The organism is Thalassospira lucentensis, from assembly GCF_001613805.1.
Taxonomy (GTDB): domain Bacteria; phylum Pseudomonadota; class Alphaproteobacteria; order Rhodospirillales; family Thalassospiraceae; genus Thalassospira; species Thalassospira lucentensis_A.
In genome coordinates this window covers 121099-139229 of the sequence record NZ_LPVY01000021.1, presented here as the reverse complement: position 1 = coordinate 139229, position 18131 = coordinate 121099, and the positions used below count along the sequence as shown (strand labels likewise).

18 protein-coding genes and 1 other RNA gene are annotated in these 18131 nt (G+C 55.1%); 10 read left to right on the top strand and 9 right to left on the bottom strand.

Going from position 1 to position 18131, the window contains the following annotated elements:
* Positions 1-25: 25 nt before the first annotated feature.
* From mscL to AUP42_RS16280, 3 genes are all read right to left on the bottom strand, one after another.
* Positions 26-457 (bottom strand): large conductance mechanosensitive channel protein MscL, encoded by a 432-nt coding sequence (gene mscL, locus AUP42_RS16290; protein ID WP_062952646.1) that lies wholly within the window; start codon positions 455-457, stop codon positions 26-28.
* Positions 458-582: 125 nt separating this feature from the next.
* Complete coding sequence (locus AUP42_RS16285) at positions 583-1122, bottom strand: dihydrofolate reductase (RefSeq protein WP_062952645.1); 540 nt, start codon at positions 1120-1122, stop codon at positions 583-585.
* Positions 1122-1916 carry a thymidylate synthase gene (locus AUP42_RS16280; protein WP_062952644.1) on the bottom strand — a complete coding sequence of 265 codons (795 nt, stop codon included), beginning with the start codon at positions 1914-1916 and terminating at the stop codon, positions 1122-1124. The genes AUP42_RS16285 and AUP42_RS16280 overlap by 1 nt, the downstream gene beginning before the upstream one ends.
* A gap of 163 nt (positions 1917-2079) precedes the next feature.
* Here AUP42_RS16280 and ssrA point away from each other — a divergent pair.
* From ssrA to AUP42_RS16255, 5 genes are all read left to right on the top strand, one after another.
* Positions 2080-2456: a transfer-messenger RNA gene (gene ssrA / locus AUP42_RS16275) on the top strand.
* A 137-nt stretch (positions 2457-2593) separates the two neighbouring features.
* Positions 2594-3136, top strand: a complete 543-nt coding sequence (locus tag AUP42_RS16270; RefSeq protein ID WP_062952643.1) for an SspB family protein — start codon at positions 2594-2596, stop codon at positions 3134-3136.
* 183 nt (positions 3137-3319) lie between these two features.
* Positions 3320-4936: a fumarate hydratase gene (locus AUP42_RS16265; protein WP_062952642.1), complete on the top strand. Its 1617-nt coding sequence runs from the start codon at positions 3320-3322 to the stop codon at positions 4934-4936.
* 164 nt (positions 4937-5100) lie between these two features.
* Positions 5101-6021, top strand: coding sequence for a DMT family transporter (locus AUP42_RS16260; protein WP_062952641.1), 921 nt, complete (start codon positions 5101-5103; stop codon positions 6019-6021).
* 264 nt (positions 6022-6285) lie between these two features.
* Positions 6286-7719, top strand: a complete 1434-nt coding sequence (locus AUP42_RS16255; protein ID WP_062952640.1) for a methyl-accepting chemotaxis protein — start codon at positions 6286-6288, stop codon at positions 7717-7719.
* Positions 7720-7722: 3 nt separating this feature from the next.
* On the opposite strand, the gene AUP42_RS16250 is transcribed toward AUP42_RS16255, so the two are convergent.
* Together AUP42_RS16250 and AUP42_RS16245 are read right to left on the bottom strand one after the other, a co-directional pair.
* On the bottom strand, positions 7723-8781 hold the full coding sequence (locus AUP42_RS16250) for an AbrB family transcriptional regulator (RefSeq protein ID WP_062952639.1): 1059 nt from the start codon (positions 8779-8781) through the stop codon (positions 7723-7725).
* 112 nt (positions 8782-8893) lie between these two features.
* Positions 8894-9475, bottom strand: a complete 582-nt coding sequence (locus AUP42_RS16245; protein WP_062952638.1) for a hydrolase — start codon at positions 9473-9475, stop codon at positions 8894-8896.
* A 227-nt stretch (positions 9476-9702) separates the two neighbouring features.
* Here AUP42_RS16245 and AUP42_RS16240 point away from each other — a divergent pair, with 227 nt between their 5' ends.
* A complete protein-coding gene (locus AUP42_RS16240; RefSeq protein WP_062952637.1) occupies positions 9703-10326 on the top strand; it encodes an alpha/beta family hydrolase in 624 nt (207 codons plus the stop codon).
* Positions 10327-10361: 35 nt separating this feature from the next.
* On the opposite strand, the gene AUP42_RS16235 is transcribed toward AUP42_RS16240, so the two are convergent.
* Together AUP42_RS16235 and AUP42_RS16230 are read right to left on the bottom strand one after the other, a co-directional pair.
* Positions 10362-10751 carry a YybH family protein gene (locus AUP42_RS16235; protein ID WP_197468298.1) on the bottom strand — a complete coding sequence of 130 codons (390 nt, stop codon included), beginning with the start codon at positions 10749-10751 and terminating at the stop codon, positions 10362-10364.
* 235 nt (positions 10752-10986) lie between these two features.
* Positions 10987-11424, bottom strand: coding sequence for a VOC family protein (locus AUP42_RS16230; RefSeq protein ID WP_062952635.1), 438 nt, complete (start codon positions 11422-11424; stop codon positions 10987-10989).
* Between the two features lie 125 nt (positions 11425-11549).
* On the opposite strand from AUP42_RS16230, the gene AUP42_RS16225 reads away from it, so the two are divergent.
* From AUP42_RS16225 to AUP42_RS16210, 4 genes are all read left to right on the top strand, one after another.
* Entirely contained in the window at positions 11550-12254 is a 705-nt protein-coding gene (locus AUP42_RS16225) for a helix-turn-helix transcriptional regulator (protein ID WP_007090760.1), read from the top strand.
* 84 nt (positions 12255-12338) lie between these two features.
* On the top strand, positions 12339-12620 hold the full coding sequence (locus AUP42_RS16220; RefSeq protein ID WP_231858318.1) for a TfoX/Sxy family protein: 282 nt from the start codon (positions 12339-12341) through the stop codon (positions 12618-12620).
* Between the two features lie 128 nt (positions 12621-12748).
* Positions 12749-14749: a putative bifunctional diguanylate cyclase/phosphodiesterase gene (locus AUP42_RS16215; protein WP_062952634.1), complete on the top strand. Its 2001-nt coding sequence runs from the start codon at positions 12749-12751 to the stop codon at positions 14747-14749.
* Positions 14750-15040: 291 nt separating this feature from the next.
* Positions 15041-15634, top strand: a complete 594-nt coding sequence (locus tag AUP42_RS16210; RefSeq protein WP_062952633.1) for a tetratricopeptide repeat protein — start codon at positions 15041-15043, stop codon at positions 15632-15634.
* On the opposite strand, the gene AUP42_RS16205 is transcribed toward AUP42_RS16210, so the two are convergent.
* Both AUP42_RS16205 and AUP42_RS16200 read right to left on the bottom strand, forming a co-directional pair.
* Positions 15631-17697: a SpoIIE family protein phosphatase gene (locus AUP42_RS16205; RefSeq protein ID WP_062952632.1), complete on the bottom strand. Its 2067-nt coding sequence runs from the start codon at positions 17695-17697 to the stop codon at positions 15631-15633. The genes AUP42_RS16210 and AUP42_RS16205 overlap by 4 nt on opposite strands.
* Before the next feature lie 2 nt (positions 17698-17699).
* Positions 17700-18005 (bottom strand): STAS domain-containing protein, encoded by a 306-nt coding sequence (locus AUP42_RS16200; protein ID WP_062952631.1) that lies wholly within the window; start codon positions 18003-18005, stop codon positions 17700-17702.
* Positions 18006-18131: the final 126 nt, after the last annotated feature.

The window sequence follows — 18131 nt, the reverse complement described above, 5'->3', positions numbered from 1 at the left end:
TGATGTCCGAGTCCGCAAGTGGCGATTACGATTCCTTGCGCGTTGCGAGCAGGTCACGGATTTCGCGCAGGAGGGCGACATCCTCGGGCGTTGCGGGCGGTGGCGTTTCACCGGCCTTTTCGTCTTCTTTTTTCTTGGCCTTGTTGATCGCCTTGACGACGAGGAACAACACCCAGGCAATGATCGCGAAGTTAAGCGCAATCGTGATAAAGGCACCATAGCCGATCACTGCACCCTGTGCCTTGGCGTCGGCATAATTGGTTGCGGTTACCGCATCCGACAGGGCGATGAAATAGTTCGAAAAATCAAGGCCGCCAAAAACATAACCGATCACCGGCATGATGACGTCCCCGACAAGGGATGTGACAATCCGCCCGAATGCCGCCCCGATGATCACACCGATCGCCAGATCGACAACATTGCCGCGCAGGGCAAACTTCTTGAATTCTTCAAACATGTTTACCTGTCCTCTTTCATTCTTGGTTTTATCGGACAGGCGGTTTGACGCCCTGCCGACAAAAAACTTTAGAATTGAAATGCGAAAACAGGAATTGTTTTGTTTGGTTGGAGAAAGTTACCCGGTCAGCTTGTCACCCGGATGCGGTTCAACGTGACAAAGCTGTAATCCGGCCCATCGGGATTGTTGACGGTGGCACGCGCGGTTTCCTGCCATTTTTCGGCGGGTAGGGGATCAAGAAACGCATCGCCATCAATTTCGGCATGGACTTCGGTCAGCTCATATCGTGTGGTGTATGGCATGGCGAGTTTGTATATTTGTGCACCACCCGCAATGATGACCTCATTAACATTTTCCTTGGCCGCAATCTGGTCGGCAAGTGCAATGGCGCTTTCGATATCATGACAGACCCGGACATTTTCATGATCAAACGTCCAGTCCTTATCCCGTGTCACGACGATGGTCGTGCGTTTGGGAAGCGGTTTGCCAATCGCTTCAAACGTCACACGCCCCATGATCATCGGCTTGCCAAGGGTAAGCGCCTTGAACCGTTTAAGGTCTTCGGGCAGGTGCCAGGGCATCCAGCCATCCTTGCCAATTGCGCCGTTTTTGGCGGCGGCAACCACGGCAACCCGTTCGATCCGGTCGTTATTGTTCGCTGGCATCAGACGGCTACCTTGCCCGCGATATGCGGATGCGGGTCATAGCCGGTCAGTTCGAAATCGTCATATTTGAAATCAAAGATCGATTTGACTGCCGGATTGATCTTCATTTCCGGAAGCGGGCGCGGTTCGCGCGACAGCTGCAATTCGACCTGTTCAAGGTGGTTGGTGTAAAGATGGGCATCGCCCAGCGTGTGGACGAAATCACCAACGCCAAGATCGCAGACCTGTGCGATCATCATGGTCAGCAGGGCATAAGACGCGATATTGAACGGCACACCCAAAAAGATATCGGCACTGCGTTGATAAAGCTGGCAGGACAGTTTGCCATTCGCGACATAGAACTGGAACAGGCAGTGGCAGGGTGGCAGCGCCATGTTCGGCACATCGGCCACATTCCATGCCGAAACAATCAGGCGGCGGCTGTCGGGATTGTTTTTGATCTGGTCGATCAACTGGGTGATCTGGTCGATTGTTTCGCCGTTCGCCCCGCGCCATGACCGCCACTGACCACCGTAAACCGGGCCAAGTTCGCCGTTTTCATCGGCCCATTCGTTCCAGATGCGCACACCATTGTCCTGAAGATATTTGACATTGGTGTCGCCTGCCAGAAACCACAGCAATTCATGGATGATCGATTTCAGATGCAGCTTTTTGGTGGTGACCATCGGAAAGCCCTTTGACAGGTCAAACCGCATCTGGTGACCAAAGACCGAGACCGTGCCGGTGCCGGTGCGATCTTCCTTATGGGCGCCGGTATCGCGCACCAAACGCATCAGATCGAGATATTGCTGCATGCCGCATCCTGTTGTTCGGAATCGTGTTTGGGGCAGCATAGTTGGCAATGGATGGGGCGGCAAGTCACCCGGTGACGGTATCAGGGCTTGGGTGCTGTATGGCAGGGCGTCGTTCGTTTGCTTTGTCGGCTTAAAGGTCGACCCGGTGAAAGTTTTTGCCAATTCCCTTGCGAAAGCAGACCCATTTGACCTATATAGGGGCTGTCGGGGCAACCCGACTATGGCGTTACACGACTTGGCAGAATAGACATTACGGACCCGGGGGCGGTACCCGGCGGCTCCACCAACTTTCATCTATCTGACTTCGTCCGACTCAGGCGAAGATGTTGGGGCCGAAATAGGATCGACGTGTGTAGTAAAAGCCTCTGTTGGCGCTCGGCATGGTACCACCGTTATCGGGCTAATGTTTGTAAACGCAAACGACAACAATGCTCCGGTTGCTGTTGCCGCCTAAGCGGTACTAGCACCAAAGCGAAATTCCGATTGCCGGGAGCGGTAGTCTGGTGGGGGATGGGGCACCTAGCAACAGAACGCCCCGCTCTTGTATTTCTCCCCGTCTCCGTTATGAATAGAAGCAATTCAATTGCGTCATCTGCAAATGACGCGATCAGGTGCCATATATAAATGACGGGTACATCCTGAAATCGTCAGGAAACCCGCCAGACACAGGATTATCGATGCAGGAACCGGAAGAATTCCGTTACGACCTTATGGTCGATCAGGCGCTGCGCGGCGTGGTAAAGCAGATCCTTTCGCGCGTGGCCGAAGAAGGCCTTTTCGGCGAGCATCACTATTACATCACGTTCCAGACCAATCATCCCGGCGTTGCTTTGCCTGAAGGACAGCGCAAGGCGCACCCGGATAATATCACCGTTGTATTGCAGCACCGGTTCTGGGACCTGAAAGCGGAAGACGATCATTTTTCGGTCGGCATGAGCTTCGATGGCATGCCAACCACCGTGGTTGTTCCGTTTGATGCCATGCTGGCCTTTGTCGATCCGTCTGCCAATTTCATGCTGACTTTCAGCGTCGAAGAAGAAATGGGCGATGATGATTTCGATTACGACGAAGATGACGATCTTGACGCCGATCTGGTTGATGGCGATGAAGACGCGACCCCGCAGCTGGTGACCGAGCCTTCCAAGCGCGGCAAGAAAAAACCCGCCGAACAGGGTCAAACCGGCGAAGTCATCGCCCTTGATGCGTTTCGAAAAAAATGAGTTTCAAAGGGGCGGGCATTTGGCTCGCCCTTTTTTCTTTCCCGCATGCCCGGTCCGGTTTCCCGCCGATTGCCGGAAGTCTGTTCATCTAATGTATCGTGGAAATTTGCCGCGTTTGGCGTTATGAACGGCACAAATTAAAACAAACCCACCTTGTTTTTGAGAGAGACGAGAACTTATCCCATGAGTGATTTTGTCTATAAACCCATGTTCGAGCAGGGTAAGGACACGACCCCTTACCGCAAGATCGGTGACGAAGGCGTTTCAACCGTTGAGGTCAATGGCGAGACGTTTTTGAAAGTCGAACCCGAAGCGATTGAGAAACTGACGCTTCAGGCGTTTTTCGATTGTTCGCATTTGCTGCGCCCGGGCCATCTCGAACAGTTGCGCAAAATCCTTGATGACCCGGAAGCAACGCCGAACGACAAGTTCGTTGCGATGGACCTTCTGAAAAACGCCAATATCGCATCTGGCGGCGTTTTGCCGATGTGCCAGGATACCGGTACGGCGATTGTCATGGGCAAGCGCGGTGGCAAGGTCATCACCAATGGTGCCGATGAAGAGGCGCTTTCAAAGGGTATCTGGCGCGCCTATCAGGAACATAACCTGCGTTATTCGCAGGTGTCGCCGGTTAATATGTTCGAAGAAAAGAACACGGGTTCGAACCTTCCGGCCCAGATCGATCTGTATGCGACGCCGGGCAATGAATATAAATTCATGTTCATGGCAAAGGGTGGCGGTTCGGCCAACAAGACCTTCCTGTATCAGCAGACCAAGGCGCTTCTGAACCCGGAAAGCCTGCGGAAGTTTTTGGACGAGAAAATCAGAACGCTTGGCACGTCTGCCTGCCCGCCTTATCACCTTGCCATCGTGATTGGCGGGACGTCGGCCGAGGCCGCACTCAAGACCGTTAAAATGGCATCGGCACGTTATTACGATAACCTGCCGACCGAGGGCGGCGAACATGGTCAGGCCTATCGCGATCTTGAATGGGAACAGAAGGTCCTTGAGATGACGCGCGAAATGGGCATTGGCGCACAGTTCGGCGGCAAGTATTTCTGCCACGATGTCCGTGTGGTCCGCCTGCCGCGCCACGGGGCAAGCTGCCCGGTGGCCATCGGCGTTTCGTGCTCGGCCGACCGTCAGGTTCTGGGCAAGATCACCAAGGACGGCATTTTCATCGAAGACCTTGAACACAACCCGGCAAAATATCTTCCGGAAGTGTCGGACGAACATCTTGATGACAATGTGGTCAAGGTTGACCTGAACCGTCCGATGGATGAAATCCGCAAACAGCTTTCCGGGTATTCGGTCAAGACGCGTCTGGCGCTCACTGGGACCGTGATCGTGGCGCGTGACATCGCGCATGCCAAGATCAAGGAACGCCTTGATGCTGGCGAAGGCATGCCCGATTACATGAAAAACCATCCGGTTTATTATGCGGGCCCGGCAAAAACACCCGAAGGCATGCCGTCCGGTTCGTTCGGCCCGACCACGGCGGGACGCATGGATGCCTATGTCGAACAGTTCCAGGCCGCAGGCGGATCGTTCGTCATGCTTGCCAAGGGCAACCGTTCGAAACAGGTCAAGGATGCGTGCAAAAACCACGGCGGGTTCTATCTTGGTTCCATCGGTGGTCCGGCAGCGCGCCTTGCGCAGGATTGCATCAAGAAAGTCGAAGTCCTTGAATACCCGGAACTGGGCATGGAAGCCGTCTGGAAGATCGAGGTCGAAGATTTTCCGGCCTTTATCGTGATCGATGACAAGGGCAATGACTTCTTTGCCGAATTTGGCATCTGATTTCGATATTACTGATTTGAAACAGGGCAGTGTGGGCAATCCGTGCTGCCCTGTTTTTGTTTGCGGCGGGTTATGCATAGCTGACCTACGGTCAAAATTCTTGCCTTGGTTGGGGCTGCGTGGTCTGATTTTCGCAAAATCAACCCTTTAGCGGGAATGCTGATATGTCTCGAACTTCTGCTGTTGCCATGAACAGTGCAACAGAAAGCCGTCTGGTCGGTGTGACATCGGCCCTGGCGACGGTGGCGATCTGGGCGGCGTGGCTGATTGTCACGCGCTACGCCATGACATCCGATTTTACCGCGGTCGATATCGGGCTTTTGCGCTTTGTCGTGCCGTTTGTGTTGCTGGCCCCGATCTGGCTTAAACGCGGGATCTGGCCCAAGGGGCTTTCGATTGCCAATGGCCTGATCATGCTAGTGGGATCAGGCGCATTTTATACGCTTCTCGTGGCCAGTGCCCTGCAATATGTTCCGGCAAGCCATGTGGGCATTTTGCTGCCCGGTGTGATGGCGGTCTGGGCGGTTCTGATTGCGGTTGTGATGTTCGGTGAACGGCCGGGCTGGGGCCGGCTGGCGGGTTATGCCACGGTGATTACCGGTATCGTCCTGTTGGCGGTGCTTAAACCCGGCCATTCGACCGGTGACACGATCCTTTATGGCTATGGTCTTGTGTCGGCCGGGGCATTCATGTGGGCATGCTATACCCACGCAATGCGTCAAAGCGGCCTTGGTGCGCTGGAAGCGGCGGCATTTGTCGGCTTCTGGTCGTTTGTGATCATGGCGGTGGTAGCCCTGTTCACGGGCACGCACATCCCCGATGCGCCGATGGATGACGTGCTGCTGTTGCTCGTCACACAGGGCCTGCTGGCGGGATGCGTTGCGGTGGTGACCTATGGGCTTGCGGTGCGTCATATCGGGTCAACCGGTGCCTCGGCATTTGGTGCGATGACCCCGGCATTGACCGCATTGGGCGGTGTGTTCCTGCTTGGTGAGGAAGGCAATCTTGCGCTGGCGATTGCGGTGGCACTGGTGATTTTCGGTGTGATGGTTGCATCGGGTGTTTTCCGCAAGGTTTTGCGTTAGTCCCCTGTTGCCAAAGACATGTTTGAAGGTACCGGTGGCGGGATAATTCAGCCCGCCGCTGGTGCCTTTTTTGGGGATGCGCAGTTCTGCCGATGCGCACAGAAAATTCTTTTCGCAGGTGCAAAATCACGTTAGCATCATATTCGTGATTGCAAAGGCGCAGTCACGAACAATCGGCAGGCAACGAGGCTTGCAAGACAATCGCGCGACCGGATGGCGTTATGCACGGTCGATTTCAGATGTCCCATGCCTCGGAGAAGTTCAATGTTTGCCGGTTTCATGCGTTCCGTTTCCCCCGATGAAGACAGCCGTTCAAAACAGGTCCGCGAGGCCGGGCTTGGCGATATTCTTCGCCTGTTGCGCACGGTTGGGACAATTGCCGATGATGCGCGACAAAGTGACGCGGCGATTGCCGGTATTCTTGATGCGGTTTGCGATTATTGCCACTGGCCAGTTGGTCATGCCTACCTGCTTCGCGAAGACAATACGCTGTCTTCGGCCAAAATCTGGTCGATCGGGCGGGGCGTATCGCCGGGTGATCTGGCAGATTTTCGGTTGCAGTCAGAGGCCACGGTTTTCACCATCGGGCAGGGCCTGATCGGGTCGGTTACAAAGACGGGGGAACCAGTCTGCATCGAAAACGTTGTTACTAAGGACGGCTTCCTGCGCGCCAGCGGGGCTGCCCGGAACGGGTTGCAGGGCTGTTTCGCGCTGCCGGTCAAAATGGCCGGTAAAGTGGTGGCCGTCATCGAATTTTTCAGCCGTGATATCGCCCGTCTTGATGACGAGATGCTCGAACTGCTTGGCTTTGTTGGCGGGCAGGTCGCACGCGTGCTCGAACGTGATGCGGCACTGGCCGCGCGCGAAAAACTGGCATCGGATTTTGAAAGCCAGGTGCAGGGTACGGTCGGGATGCTGGGTGCCGCGGTTAGCCAGATGCGCAGTGCGATTGATGTGCTGGGCGAAAGCAACCGGCGGACGGATTCATGTGGCAAGGGGATTGATCAGGCGGCCGATGCCGCCCTTTCCCGGATTGAAAATGTCGCTGGTCAGATGGATGCGCTTCAGGCGGCGTTGACCACGATTGGCGATGATGCGGGGACGAATGTGGAAACCACCCGTGCATTGGGGGCGCAGGCACGTGACATGCGCGATGAATTTGCCAAATTGCAGGCGCGTGCAGCCGATGCGGGCAAGATGCTGGCGACGATTTCGGCCATCGCCAGCCAGATCAAATTGCTGGGGCTGAATGCCTCGATCGAGGCGGCACGTGTTGGCGAAGCAGGAAAAGGATTTGCCATTGTCGCCAAGGAGGTCAAGGCCCTGGCAGGGCAATCCGAAGCCGCAACCGCCGAAATCGCCCAATGGATGGATGGCGTCACCGGGGCGATTTCAAAGGCTGGTGGGGATATCGACCGGATTTCCGATGCGATGGGCGACTTGCAGGCGCGCGCTGAAATCACCGCGGATCAAACCGGTGGGCAGGTTGAAATTTGTCGCACCGTTGCAGGGGATGCGCTTGATGCGTTGAAACAGGCGCGTGTGGTGGGTGCCAGTGTTTCCGATATTGCAGAAGCAATTTCCCATAACGGGCAGGTCGCGGGCGAACTTTCCGATGCTGCGCGGAATCTTGAAACACAAGGATCGGAACTCAGCCACCGGGTGGAGGGCTTTGTCGGTCAGATCCTTGCGATGTGAGGGTTAGACCATCCTGTCGGGGAATTTAGATGTGCGCTTTGCCACCATGCGTGCCAATGGCGGACCAAACAGCAGCACCATGAAAAAGCGCGTTGCCTGTAACACCAGGATAAAGGACAGGTCGACATTGGTGCTGGCCGCGATGATGGCGACCGAGTCAAGCCCGCCGGGGCTGGTGGCCAGATAGGCGGTCAGTGGATCAACATCCATGAAAATCACCAGCAATACCGAAATCCCGGCACAAAAACCGATCAGAACGAAAATCGAAATCAGGATTTTCGGCAGGGCATAGGCTGCGTGACGCAAAACCGAAGGCGTGAATTTCAACCCGATCATCCAGCCGATCACGGCATAGGTCAGGCCAAGAAACCATTCAGGCAGGACGATATCGACCATACCGGTGATGCTTAACACCATGACGACGATCATCGGCACCAGAAGCGGCCCCGATGGCAAACGTGACTTTGCCCCGACAATGCACAGGATGACGGCGATTGCCACTGTGATACCAAAATCGCCGATATCAAACGGGCTAAACCATTGATGCGGATGGGCCGCCGCCAATGCCGGATCGACCCAGAAATTGGCAACACTTGATGCCACGGCAACCACAATCACCACCCGGACATATTGCATGAAGGCCACAAGCCTGGCGTCGGCGCCAAAGGCCTCTGCCATGATGACCATGGCGGATGCGGCACCCGGCGATGATCCCCAGATGCCTGCCGTTCCCGGCAGGACCTGCTTGATGCACAATATCCAGCCTAAAAAGCTGCTGGCGATCAATGTCAGTGCCGTAACACCCAGAACCAGCGGCCAGTCATGCATGAAAGATGTGATGATCCCGGCGGTCATCGACCCGCCAACCATGCAGCCAAGGACCGATTGCGCGCCAAGATAGATCGGCTTTGGCATGGCGATGGTGGCACCATTGGTACCCATGACAATGCCGACAATCATCGGGCCGAGCAAAAGGGCGGCCGGGATATCCGCATCATGCAGGATCACGGATAGCACAAGCGAAACGCCAATCAGCAATCCCCATTGCATAAGATGCGGCATTTTGCCGAGCTTTTCCCGATCAGGGGGCGAGTTGGGTTTGGGGGACTTGGGTGCGTGGGGCGCATGGGGCGAGTTATCTGGCACGGGAAAGCCTTTGTTTGGGGCGGCAGGGTTATGGGATGGTAAAGGTCAGTTCGGCTGATTGGCGGACACGCGCAATGCGCGGCAGGATTTCGGTGATTGAAAACTGGTGCATTTCGACCGATTTGGTGGCGGTGGTATCCTCGGCAATCACGATGTTATAGCCGTGTTCCCACGCCGACCGGGCAGTGGATTCCACGCCGAAATTGGTGACAACACCGCCAAGGACGATGGTTTCAATCCCGCGACGGCGAAGCTGCAGATCAAGATCGGTGCCGTAAAACGCGCCCCATTGATGTTTGGTAATGACGATATCGCCGGGTTGTATCAAGTCATCCACAAGGGTGCCCCAATCTTCGGGCGGGCATTTCGCCGGGACGGATGGCAGATCAACCATCTGGTGCGGGGCATCGGCCATGTCAGAAGACCAGTAAACGCGGACCAGAACGATGGGGGCGTTGGCCGAACGGAATTTGGCGATCAGATTGCGGGCATTTTCAAGCACCATATCACTGCTTCGCGGATGCAGGGACTGGGCCAGAATGCCGTTTTGCAGGTCGATCATGACAAGGGCGGTACGTGCCGGATCCAGCAGGATTTGGTCTTTGGGCATGGGGCACCTGATTGGGGCAAGGTATCGGATCGGGGCGGATGGCGACGCCGTTTGAGTCTGGCGCACTGCTTTGGGGAAGGATCATGATAAACCGAAACATCCTGATATGGCGAGTTTTTCGGATGAATAGCGGGGAAACAGCGGGCAGGCAGGGGATTGGGACTTGGCCCGATCAATCGCGATGGCTTATGTTTTGAAAGCCACAGGAACAGGGATACCCGATTGTCATGACCATCGATTTTGTCTTTGACGGGCCTGATGATGCCAAGCAGACCATTTTGCTGGCGCATGGGGCGGGGGCGGCAATGGATAGCCCGGTCATGAATGAAATGGCGGCCGGTCTGGCGGCATGTGGCTATCGCGTGGCGCGGTTTGAATTTCCCTATATGGCGAAACGCCGGGTGGATGGAAAAAAGCGCGGACCGGATCGGGCCCCGGTTCTGATCGAGACATTTGGGCAGGTTGTGGAACAGCTTGGCACACCTGAAAATCTTGTGATCGGTGGCAAATCAATGGGCGGGCGGATCGCCAGTATGGTCGCAGATGACCTTGGCGTGCGTGGTGTCGTCTGCATTGGTTATCCGTTTCATCCACCGGTGAAGCCTGAAAACCTGCGGACTGCGCATTTACAGACGATGAAAACACCTACCCTGATTTGTCACGGCACGCGCGACCCGTTTGGCAGTCCGGACGAGGTGGCGGGTTATGGTCTGGCCGACACGGTATCCCTTCACTGGGTCTCCGACGGTGATCATGATTTCGACGCGCGCAAGAAGTCCGGTCACACACAGGAAGGCAATATTGCCGAAGCGATCAACGCGATTGATGCCTTTGTCAAAAGCACGGGATGACGTCGTTGGTTACGCCATCCCGTAAAAATCCGGGGTTACTGTGCCAGTAACCCGCCATAGGGATCATCCATAATGATCCGCCATACATTGCCGTTCGTTCGTTTCAGAACAGAAACCGAAAGGCCTTTATCATTGATTTGCGTTCCGTCCGGCGCCGTTCCCTGCATCGTCCATGGCGCTATGTGAAGGGCGGTATCATCGGTGACGAATACCTTGTGTCCGCCGTAATCAAAGGCCGGGTTGATGGCAAAGAACTGAATGAACTGATCGCGGATTTCCATGGCACCGCTTGTGGCAGTACCCGGTTTGAAGGCAATAACCGCATCATGGTCATAATGCGCCAAAACGCCTTCGATATCGCGGTTTTCAAATGCGCGTGTCATTGACAGAACGGTATCAAGAACCTGTTTTTCATCGGTGTTCATTGGGAGCCCTGGTTCGGTTGACTGTGCCGGGGTATTGAACCCCGGCAGCAAAAAGAACATCAAGGTTGGCAGAAATACCTTTTTCCTCATGACACCCCCAGCGGAGCAAGGGGAATGACATGGAAGGTGTTGGTTTTTTTAAAATCTGACGTGGGGGGCGAGATGTGGTCAGGGATCATGTGTTTGGTTCCGCAATCAGGTGATGGAGAGCGCGAATATTGGTGACGCGAAGGGATCAGGCGGGGATACCTTCGACCGGCATCAGGAAATCCTTGGCATATTCATCACTCATTTCGGCGTCCTGACTGGCGATATCGATCCTTACCCCATTGGGGTCAAGCAGGGTGAAATGACGCTGGCCCCATGGTTCGTCGCGCAGTTCGAGCGCAAATTCGAAACCCTTGGCGCGTAGCTCATCGGCGGCAGTTTTGGCGTCCTCGACGCTGATGCCAAAGATGCTGCCGTCGCCCATGGTGCGGCCATGGAATAGCGGCGGCTGTGTCGGATGGCCGGGCTGCATCAGACCGATTTGGACTTCCATGCATTCTGGCCATACAAGGTGGATATACCAGTCCCCGGCAAAGACGGCGACAAAGCCGAGTTCTTCGTAAAAAGTCCGGCTTTCTGTCAGTTTTTCGGTGACGATAATCGGAAAGGCGCTGGTGACTTTCATTGGTTTTCTCCTGACGAATGTTGAAACCCTGTTCCCGATAATTGTCATGTTTGCACATACCTCCTGACAGGAGCCTGTCAGGAGCGTTATGATAATTTCTCGGTCATGCTGAGAAAGGAGCGAACATGAGAAGGGCCGACCGACTTTTCCGTCTTGTACAGATTTTGCGCCGTCGCAAACTGTGCCGGGCGCGCGAACTTGCCGAGGAACTGGAAGTTTCCGAACGCACGATTTACCGCGATATTCGCGATCTTGCCGCGTCCGGTGTTCCGGTCGAAGGCGAGGCGGGGGTGGGCTATATCCTGCGCGATGGTTATGACCTGCCGCCATTGATGTTTGATGCCGACGAGATCGAGGCACTGGTGGTTGCCGCACGCATGGTGCAAAGCTGGACCGATCCGCAGATGGCGCGGGCCGCGGGCGATGCCCTGACCAAGATCGAGGCGGTCTTGCCGGAAAAAATGCGGGGTCTTATTGGCGGGGTGCCGATTGCGATTGCCGAAATCGCACAGGCCCCGATTGCGATTTCGATGCCCGATTTGCGGCGTGCCATCCGTGAACGGCATCTGATCAATATCGATTACACCGATGCCAAGGGGGATGACACCAACCGGCGGGTCTGGCCGTTGGGGATGCTGTTTTTTGGCACCATCTGGCTGTTGGCAAGCTGGTGCGAACTTCGCCAGGCCTTCCGCGTTTTCCGTGCAGACCGGATCAAGAACATGCAGATCACCGCAGATCATTTCCGGCCGACACCGGGGCGGACATTACGTGACTACCTGATTTCCGAAGGCGTCGAGGGGGAAATCCTCAATGGCATCGGCCGATAACGAATTTGTCCAGATGGTAAGCGAATTGTTATCCCCACTGGGAAACATCCGCCCGAACCGGATGTTTGGTGCATTCGGGCTTTATTGCGATGGGGTGTTTTTGCGATCATTGATGACGATGTGCTGTATCTGAAAGGCGATGAACAAACTGCCGGGGCCTACGATGCGCAAGGTATGGCACCCTTTTGTGTGCCATCAGGTCGCCCGATGACACTGTCTTATTTCGAGGTTCCGGGTGACTGGCTGGACGAGCCTGATCAATTGATGGAATTTGCCCATATGGCACTTGGTGCTGCGCATCGTGCGGCAGCGGAAAAGTCGTCCAAAGCCAAGCGCAAAAAATCGAAAACCGGCAGTAATGGGTAAAAGTTTTCAGGGAGATCAGGGGCAAAATCATCCGATTGTTTGAGGGCGCACTGAAAGGGCTGCATTTGCCGCGGATTTTCGTATAAGATTTTCCTGTAGTAAGAAAACCACGGGGAAAGCGCATCGGTGTGGCGTTAAAGGATTTGTGCCGGAGCATTGTCGGGACGTTCCGCGTTCGGGAAGATCAACCCGAACTGGTTCGCGCGCAGGTCAAGGCCCTTTCCCGTCAAATCCCGTTACTTTACATCCTGCTTTTTGCAAACGCGGTCGCGCTGGCTTTCACGCATTACGGAACCGCACCCGACTGGATGACGGTTTATATTCCAGCGGTTCTGGGGATTGTCTGTCTGATCCGCGGGCTTGCATGGATGCGCTTGCGTGATACGGCAAATGATTTTGCCAGTGCGGTGCTGCATTTGCGCCGTATCCGCATTCTGGCCGCAGTCATCAGCGTCGTCTTCACTGCCTGGGCGATCAAGATGTTTGGTTATGGTGATGCCTATCAACAGGGGCATGTCGCCTATTTCATCTCGATCACAGTGGTTGGGTGCATCTTCTGTCTGTTGCATTTTCCCCCGGCTGCTCTTTTGGTCGTCATCATCGTTCTGGGGTCTTTCATCCTGCATTTCGGGTCGACCGGGAACGAGGTCTATGTCGCGATTGCGGCCAATATGGCGATGGTATCCTTGATGATTGTCCAGATCATCCGAAGCTACTACGCGGCGTTTTCCGGACTGGTGGAATCGCAAATCGATCTGGAAAAGCAGCACACTAAAACCATCGAGCTTTCCAACCAGAACCGTGAACTGGCTTTTCGTGATGCATTGACCGGTCTTTCCAACCGCCGCGCATTCTTTTCCCATCTTGACGAAGCGGTAGCACGCGCAAAGGACGGCGGGCGTTTTGCGGTTGCGATGATTGATCTGGACGGATTCAAGCCGGTCAATGACGTGCATGGCCATCCGGCTGGCGATGATGTGCTGGTCAAAGCCAGCGCCCGCTTACGCGACATTCTGGGACCGGATGTCTTGTTGGCGCGACTGGGTGGGGATGAATTCGGTGTGATCCTTGACGATATTACGGATGCCGCGGAACTGATCCGTATCGGACGGGAACTTTGCGGAACGCTTAATGATCCGTTCGAGGTTGGCGGGGGAACGGTGCAGCTTTCCGCTTCGCTTGGTTTTGCGACCTACCCGGCGGTGGCGCGTAAACCCAACGCCCTGTTCGAGCGTGCCGATTTCGCGCTTTACTACGCCAAGAAAAACATGCCGGGCCATCCGGTTTTGTTCGCCGCCCATCACGAAACCCTGATCCGCCATGACAGCCAGATCGAACAGGCCCTGCGCAAGGCCGATCTGGAAAGCGAATTGTCGATCCACTATCAACCGGTTTTTGATTTGCATAGCGGCAAACTGCATTCGATCGAGGTGCTTGCCCGGTGGGATAACGACAAAATGGGGCGGGTTTCACCCGAAATGTTTTTCCCGGTGGCCGAAAAAACCGGACAGGTCGGAACTTTGTCGACGATCCTGTTCCAGAAGGCCCTGAAATCCATGATCGCCTGGCCGCAGGATGTACCGCTGTCGTTTAACCTGTCGGCCCGCGATATAGTTCTGCCCGACATGGCGCACTGGCTGATTGATCAGATCAAATTCTTTGGGATTGATCCGGGACGTCTGACATTTGAAGTGACGGAAACGGCTTTGCTGCGCGATTTTGTGTCGGCTCGTGCCAGCATTCGCTATTTGCGCCGCCACGGGGCAAAGGTTGCGCTGGATGATTTCGGAATCGGGTATTCCAGCCTGCGCTATGTTCATGAACTGGAATTCGACTGTCTGAAGATTGATCGCAGTTTTATCGAACCGATTGTTACCAGCGAACGCAGTCAGCGGATTGTCAAAACCGTAATCGACATGTGCGATAATCTGGGCACGGATTGTGTGATTGAGGGGATCGAAACACCCGAACAGCGTGACGAGGTTCTGCGTCTTGGCGGGCATCTGGCGCAGGGATATTTCTTTGCCCGGCCATCGGCCACGATTGATTGGGATGCGTTACCCAATGTGGCAGGTCTGGATCGGGCAGATCCACCATCAGCTCCCCGACCGGCAGACGCAAAATCATAACGTTCCCATCATTAGATACGTGATCGCAAATAGGGCAAAATCGGCTGCGGATTTGCCCTATTGATGTCGGTTTCCCGGTTAATCTTCCCGCAACCCAATCAGGGTATTCTTCTGGTCATCCGGCATGGCAGATAGTGGCATATGTCCGCGTCGTGCGCCGGACAGCACCGGATACCGATTTTGCGGCCGATCTAAGCAATTGAAACGACTCGTTGTTTTTATTGGCTATTGCAAGGATTCTGGCGAGTCGTTACGATTCGCCATCTCAGACGGGAACAGGGCTTCGGACAGATGTCAGGCCAGACGCACATTTCACCCCAGATACCGGCGGTCACGATTGATGGCATTGATCTGGCGCCTGAAATTCGCACCCGTCTTCGCAATCTGATTGATACGCTGCCTGACCAACCCGCCCGATTACGGGTAATGGGGCATGTTCTGCTGGATATGGGGCTTGGCAGTCTTGCTCTTGATGCGTTTGGACGGGCCCTGTTGCTGGATGATCTTGATCCGGCAACCCACCTGGGACTGACCCGGACCTATTTGCAGAACGGGGCGCGTGAAACCGCGCTCGAACATCTTGAAATCGCAATCAGCCTGCGGCCCGATGCCCGTGAATTGCGTGTGGTCGCCGCCGACCTTGTCGGATGCCGCGACAGGATGCGTGCCTTCAATCAACTGGGGGCGGTGTTATCAGCTGATCCGGATCATGCCGGTGCCCGAAAGGGACTGGCTGCATTGATCCGCTCGGTAATCACCAGCCGCATCCAGGAAGACAAATCTGCGACCTGGAAGGTGCCTGCTGATACTGCACGCGTCTGGGGTTTGCAGGATCATATGCCTGCACAGGAACTTTCCCCACCACAGCCGTGGTTCCTGAATTAACGGTTTTCCGGGGTTTGCCGGTTGGGTTGCAATGACACCACGGTAAAGTCGTCATGCAGTTTGACCGGTGCCCGATCCATGAACTGATCGGCAAGATGGGATGCCAGATCCGGCATGCCGCCTGTTTCCGAAATAATATCCTGTACCAGATGCAGCAGGCGGTCACCTTCAAGCAGCGCGCCGTCATCAAGCACGGTTTCAATCAGGGCATCGCTGTATAGCAGCAGGAAGTTATCAATACCAAAGGCGGTTTCACGCGTTTCATATCTGGCATCGCGAATAACGCCAAGCGGGACGCCAGAGCCATCAAGAAACGTGGTCGAGCCGGTTTTGACATTGCCAAGAACCGGCGACGTACAAGCCGCACTGGCATAGCGGAATGTTTCGGCAGTACGGTTTATAATGCCATACAGCATGGTCGCATATTGCCCAACCGGCAGCAGCCCCTTGAGGTGGCGGTTAAGGGATTCCAGATACGCGCCGGGATCATCGTCATGTCGGTCATCCGACCAGATCAGGGAATGAAGGCGAAATGTATTCAGCGCTGCACCAAGACCGTGACCGGCGAAGTCAACGATGTAAACACCAAGCCTGTCGTCATCAATCGGGGCCAGTCCCCACATATCACCGCCAAGTTCGGATGACATCTGGAAGCTGGCGCTGATGGTCATGCCATAATCAAGACCGATACCACGATACTGTTCCGCCTTCGGTATCAGCATTTCCTGCATGTCGCGCGCCATTTCCAATTCGGATTGCGTGCGTTCCTGATAGGCCTGCAGTTGTTTGACCAGCAGGCGGTTTTCAAGATGGATGCGCGTGCGTGCGATCATTTCCGCCTTGTTCAGCGGTTTCAGAATAAGGTCGGTTGCACCGTCTTCGAAAATACGGGTGCGACCTTCGTTTTCTTCAAGGGCTGTCTGGGCGATGATCGGGGTTTCGGCAAATGAAGGGTCGGCGCGCAAAACCTTGCAGACCTCATAACCATCCATTTTCGGCATGATAATATCAAGGATGATCAGGTCGGGATTATGTTTGTTTGCCTGCTCCAGTGCATCCTCGCCATCCTTGGCAAAAACCAGATTGGTAAAGCCATCCGATCGCAGATAGGACGCGATGATTTCGCGCGAGATCATGGTGTCGTCGGCAATCAGGATCGTGGCATCGCGCGGGTTACGCAGGTCTGCTTCACCCGATGCACGTTCAGCCGCCTCCAGTCCGGCGGCAAAAGTCGTGTTCAACGGCAGGGATGCGGCGGTATCAGGTGCAAAGGTAAGCCGGATTGTCCTTCCACCGCGATCAAAGCTGACATCGTGGCAAAGGCTTCTGATCAGGGGCAGGCCACGACCAAAGGTGGATTCCGCACCGGGCAGTTTGGGAACTGGCGTTTCATCGGGTGGGACAAAGCCGCTTCCCTGATCATTGATCGAAATTTCGACATTGCCATTGCGTCGTTTTTTCGCGGTCAGCATGATCACCCGCCCGCCATAGACCGGTGATGCCAGGCGGCGTGCTGTTTCCTCACCCAGTTCGTTGAAGCGATCCATCGACAGATGGCCGGTCGTATTCATTTCCAGATTGCCGTGGATCATTGAATTGGCGAAGGCTTCCTGAACCGCCATTTCGACCGTCGGTGCGATCGTGTCGTGAATGATACCGCGGTGGCGAAGGGCCGTGACAAATTTGCGTGCCATCGGCAATTGATACGCACTTTGTGTCGACATACAGACCAGAAGGTCCCAGTTGGCGCCTCGTTTGGCCGTTCGCAACGGGCCAAGGTCGACCAAATCAAGCCCGTCATAGCATTCAACAAAGTAATTGCAGTTAAGACGGACCAGTGCGCCCAACCATTCCCGGCCGGTTTCGGACGGAATCAGGCATAACTGATATCGGTTGCTGTGAGGAAAATCTTCGGGGCTTCGGCCAAAGAAAAGTTCCGCATGAGCACCGGCTCCATCCCCGAAGATATGCCGACCATCAAGCACTTGTGCCGCCCGCGCGCGGTCAAGCGGTTCGGCAACGGCAACAAATGGGCGTGGCTGAACCTCGCCGGTTGCAGGCATTGTCAGTCTTCCAGTTTGAACAGAGTGTCGAACCGCGCAACTTCAAGCATGCGTTTGACCTGTCCCTGCGCGCCTTTGAGTATGACCGTGGCACGGGACTTTTCACCTTCGTCACGTGCAAGCAGCAGCATGCCAAGCCCGGCTGAATCGATAAACTCGACCCCGGAAAGGTCAAGAATTTGTATTTCGGCCTCCTGACTGCGGATTTCTTCGATCAGTTTGCGAAAACTGGAATGGTCCCCAAATGTAAATCGGCCATTCAGTTCTACTTTGATCGTGTTGCCGGATTTTTCGGTGGTGTAATTCAAGCCGTGATACTCCCGGATGCGAGCAATGTTACTGAAACTATGCCTTTTTTAACCAAAAGCTGATTTGTATGGGATAACGAATCAGCTGACTACAGGTTAGCAGTTGTGCATGTAATGTCACTATCG

Excerpts from the sequence above, each read along its gene's own strand:
- mscL (WP_062952646.1), bottom strand. The coding sequence starts at position 457 with ATGTTTGAAGAATTCAAGAAGTTTGCCCTGCGCGGCAATGTTGTCGAT.
- AUP42_RS16285 (WP_062952645.1), bottom strand. The coding sequence starts at position 1,122 with ATGCCAGCGAACAATAACGACCGGATCGAACGGGTTGCCGTGGTTGCC.
- AUP42_RS16280 (WP_062952644.1), bottom strand. The coding sequence starts at position 1,916 with ATGCAGCAATATCTCGATCTGATGCGTTTGGTGCGCGATACCGGCGCC.
- AUP42_RS16270 (WP_062952643.1), top strand. The coding sequence starts at position 2,594 with ATGCAGGAACCGGAAGAATTCCGTTACGACCTTATGGTCGATCAGGCG.
- AUP42_RS16265 (WP_062952642.1), top strand. The coding sequence starts at position 3,320 with ATGAGTGATTTTGTCTATAAACCCATGTTCGAGCAGGGTAAGGACACG.
- AUP42_RS16260 (WP_062952641.1), top strand. The coding sequence starts at position 5,101 with ATGTCTCGAACTTCTGCTGTTGCCATGAACAGTGCAACAGAAAGCCGT.
- AUP42_RS16255 (WP_062952640.1), top strand. The coding sequence starts at position 6,286 with ATGTTTGCCGGTTTCATGCGTTCCGTTTCCCCCGATGAAGACAGCCGT.
- AUP42_RS16250 (WP_062952639.1), bottom strand. The coding sequence starts at position 8,781 with ATGCCGCATCTTATGCAATGGGGATTGCTGATTGGCGTTTCGCTTGTG.
- AUP42_RS16245 (WP_062952638.1), bottom strand. The coding sequence starts at position 9,475 with ATGCCCAAAGACCAAATCCTGCTGGATCCGGCACGTACCGCCCTTGTC.
- AUP42_RS16240 (WP_062952637.1), top strand. The coding sequence starts at position 9,703 with ATGACCATCGATTTTGTCTTTGACGGGCCTGATGATGCCAAGCAGACC.
- AUP42_RS16235 (WP_197468298.1), bottom strand. The coding sequence starts at position 10,751 with ATGAACACCGATGAAAAACAGGTTCTTGATACCGTTCTGTCAATGACA.
- AUP42_RS16230 (WP_062952635.1), bottom strand. The coding sequence starts at position 11,424 with ATGAAAGTCACCAGCGCCTTTCCGATTATCGTCACCGAAAAACTGACA.
- AUP42_RS16225 (WP_007090760.1), top strand. The coding sequence starts at position 11,550 with ATGAGAAGGGCCGACCGACTTTTCCGTCTTGTACAGATTTTGCGCCGT.
- AUP42_RS16210 (WP_062952633.1), top strand. The coding sequence starts at position 15,041 with ATGTCAGGCCAGACGCACATTTCACCCCAGATACCGGCGGTCACGATT.
- AUP42_RS16205 (WP_062952632.1), bottom strand. The coding sequence starts at position 17,697 with ATGCCTGCAACCGGCGAGGTTCAGCCACGCCCATTTGTTGCCGTTGCC.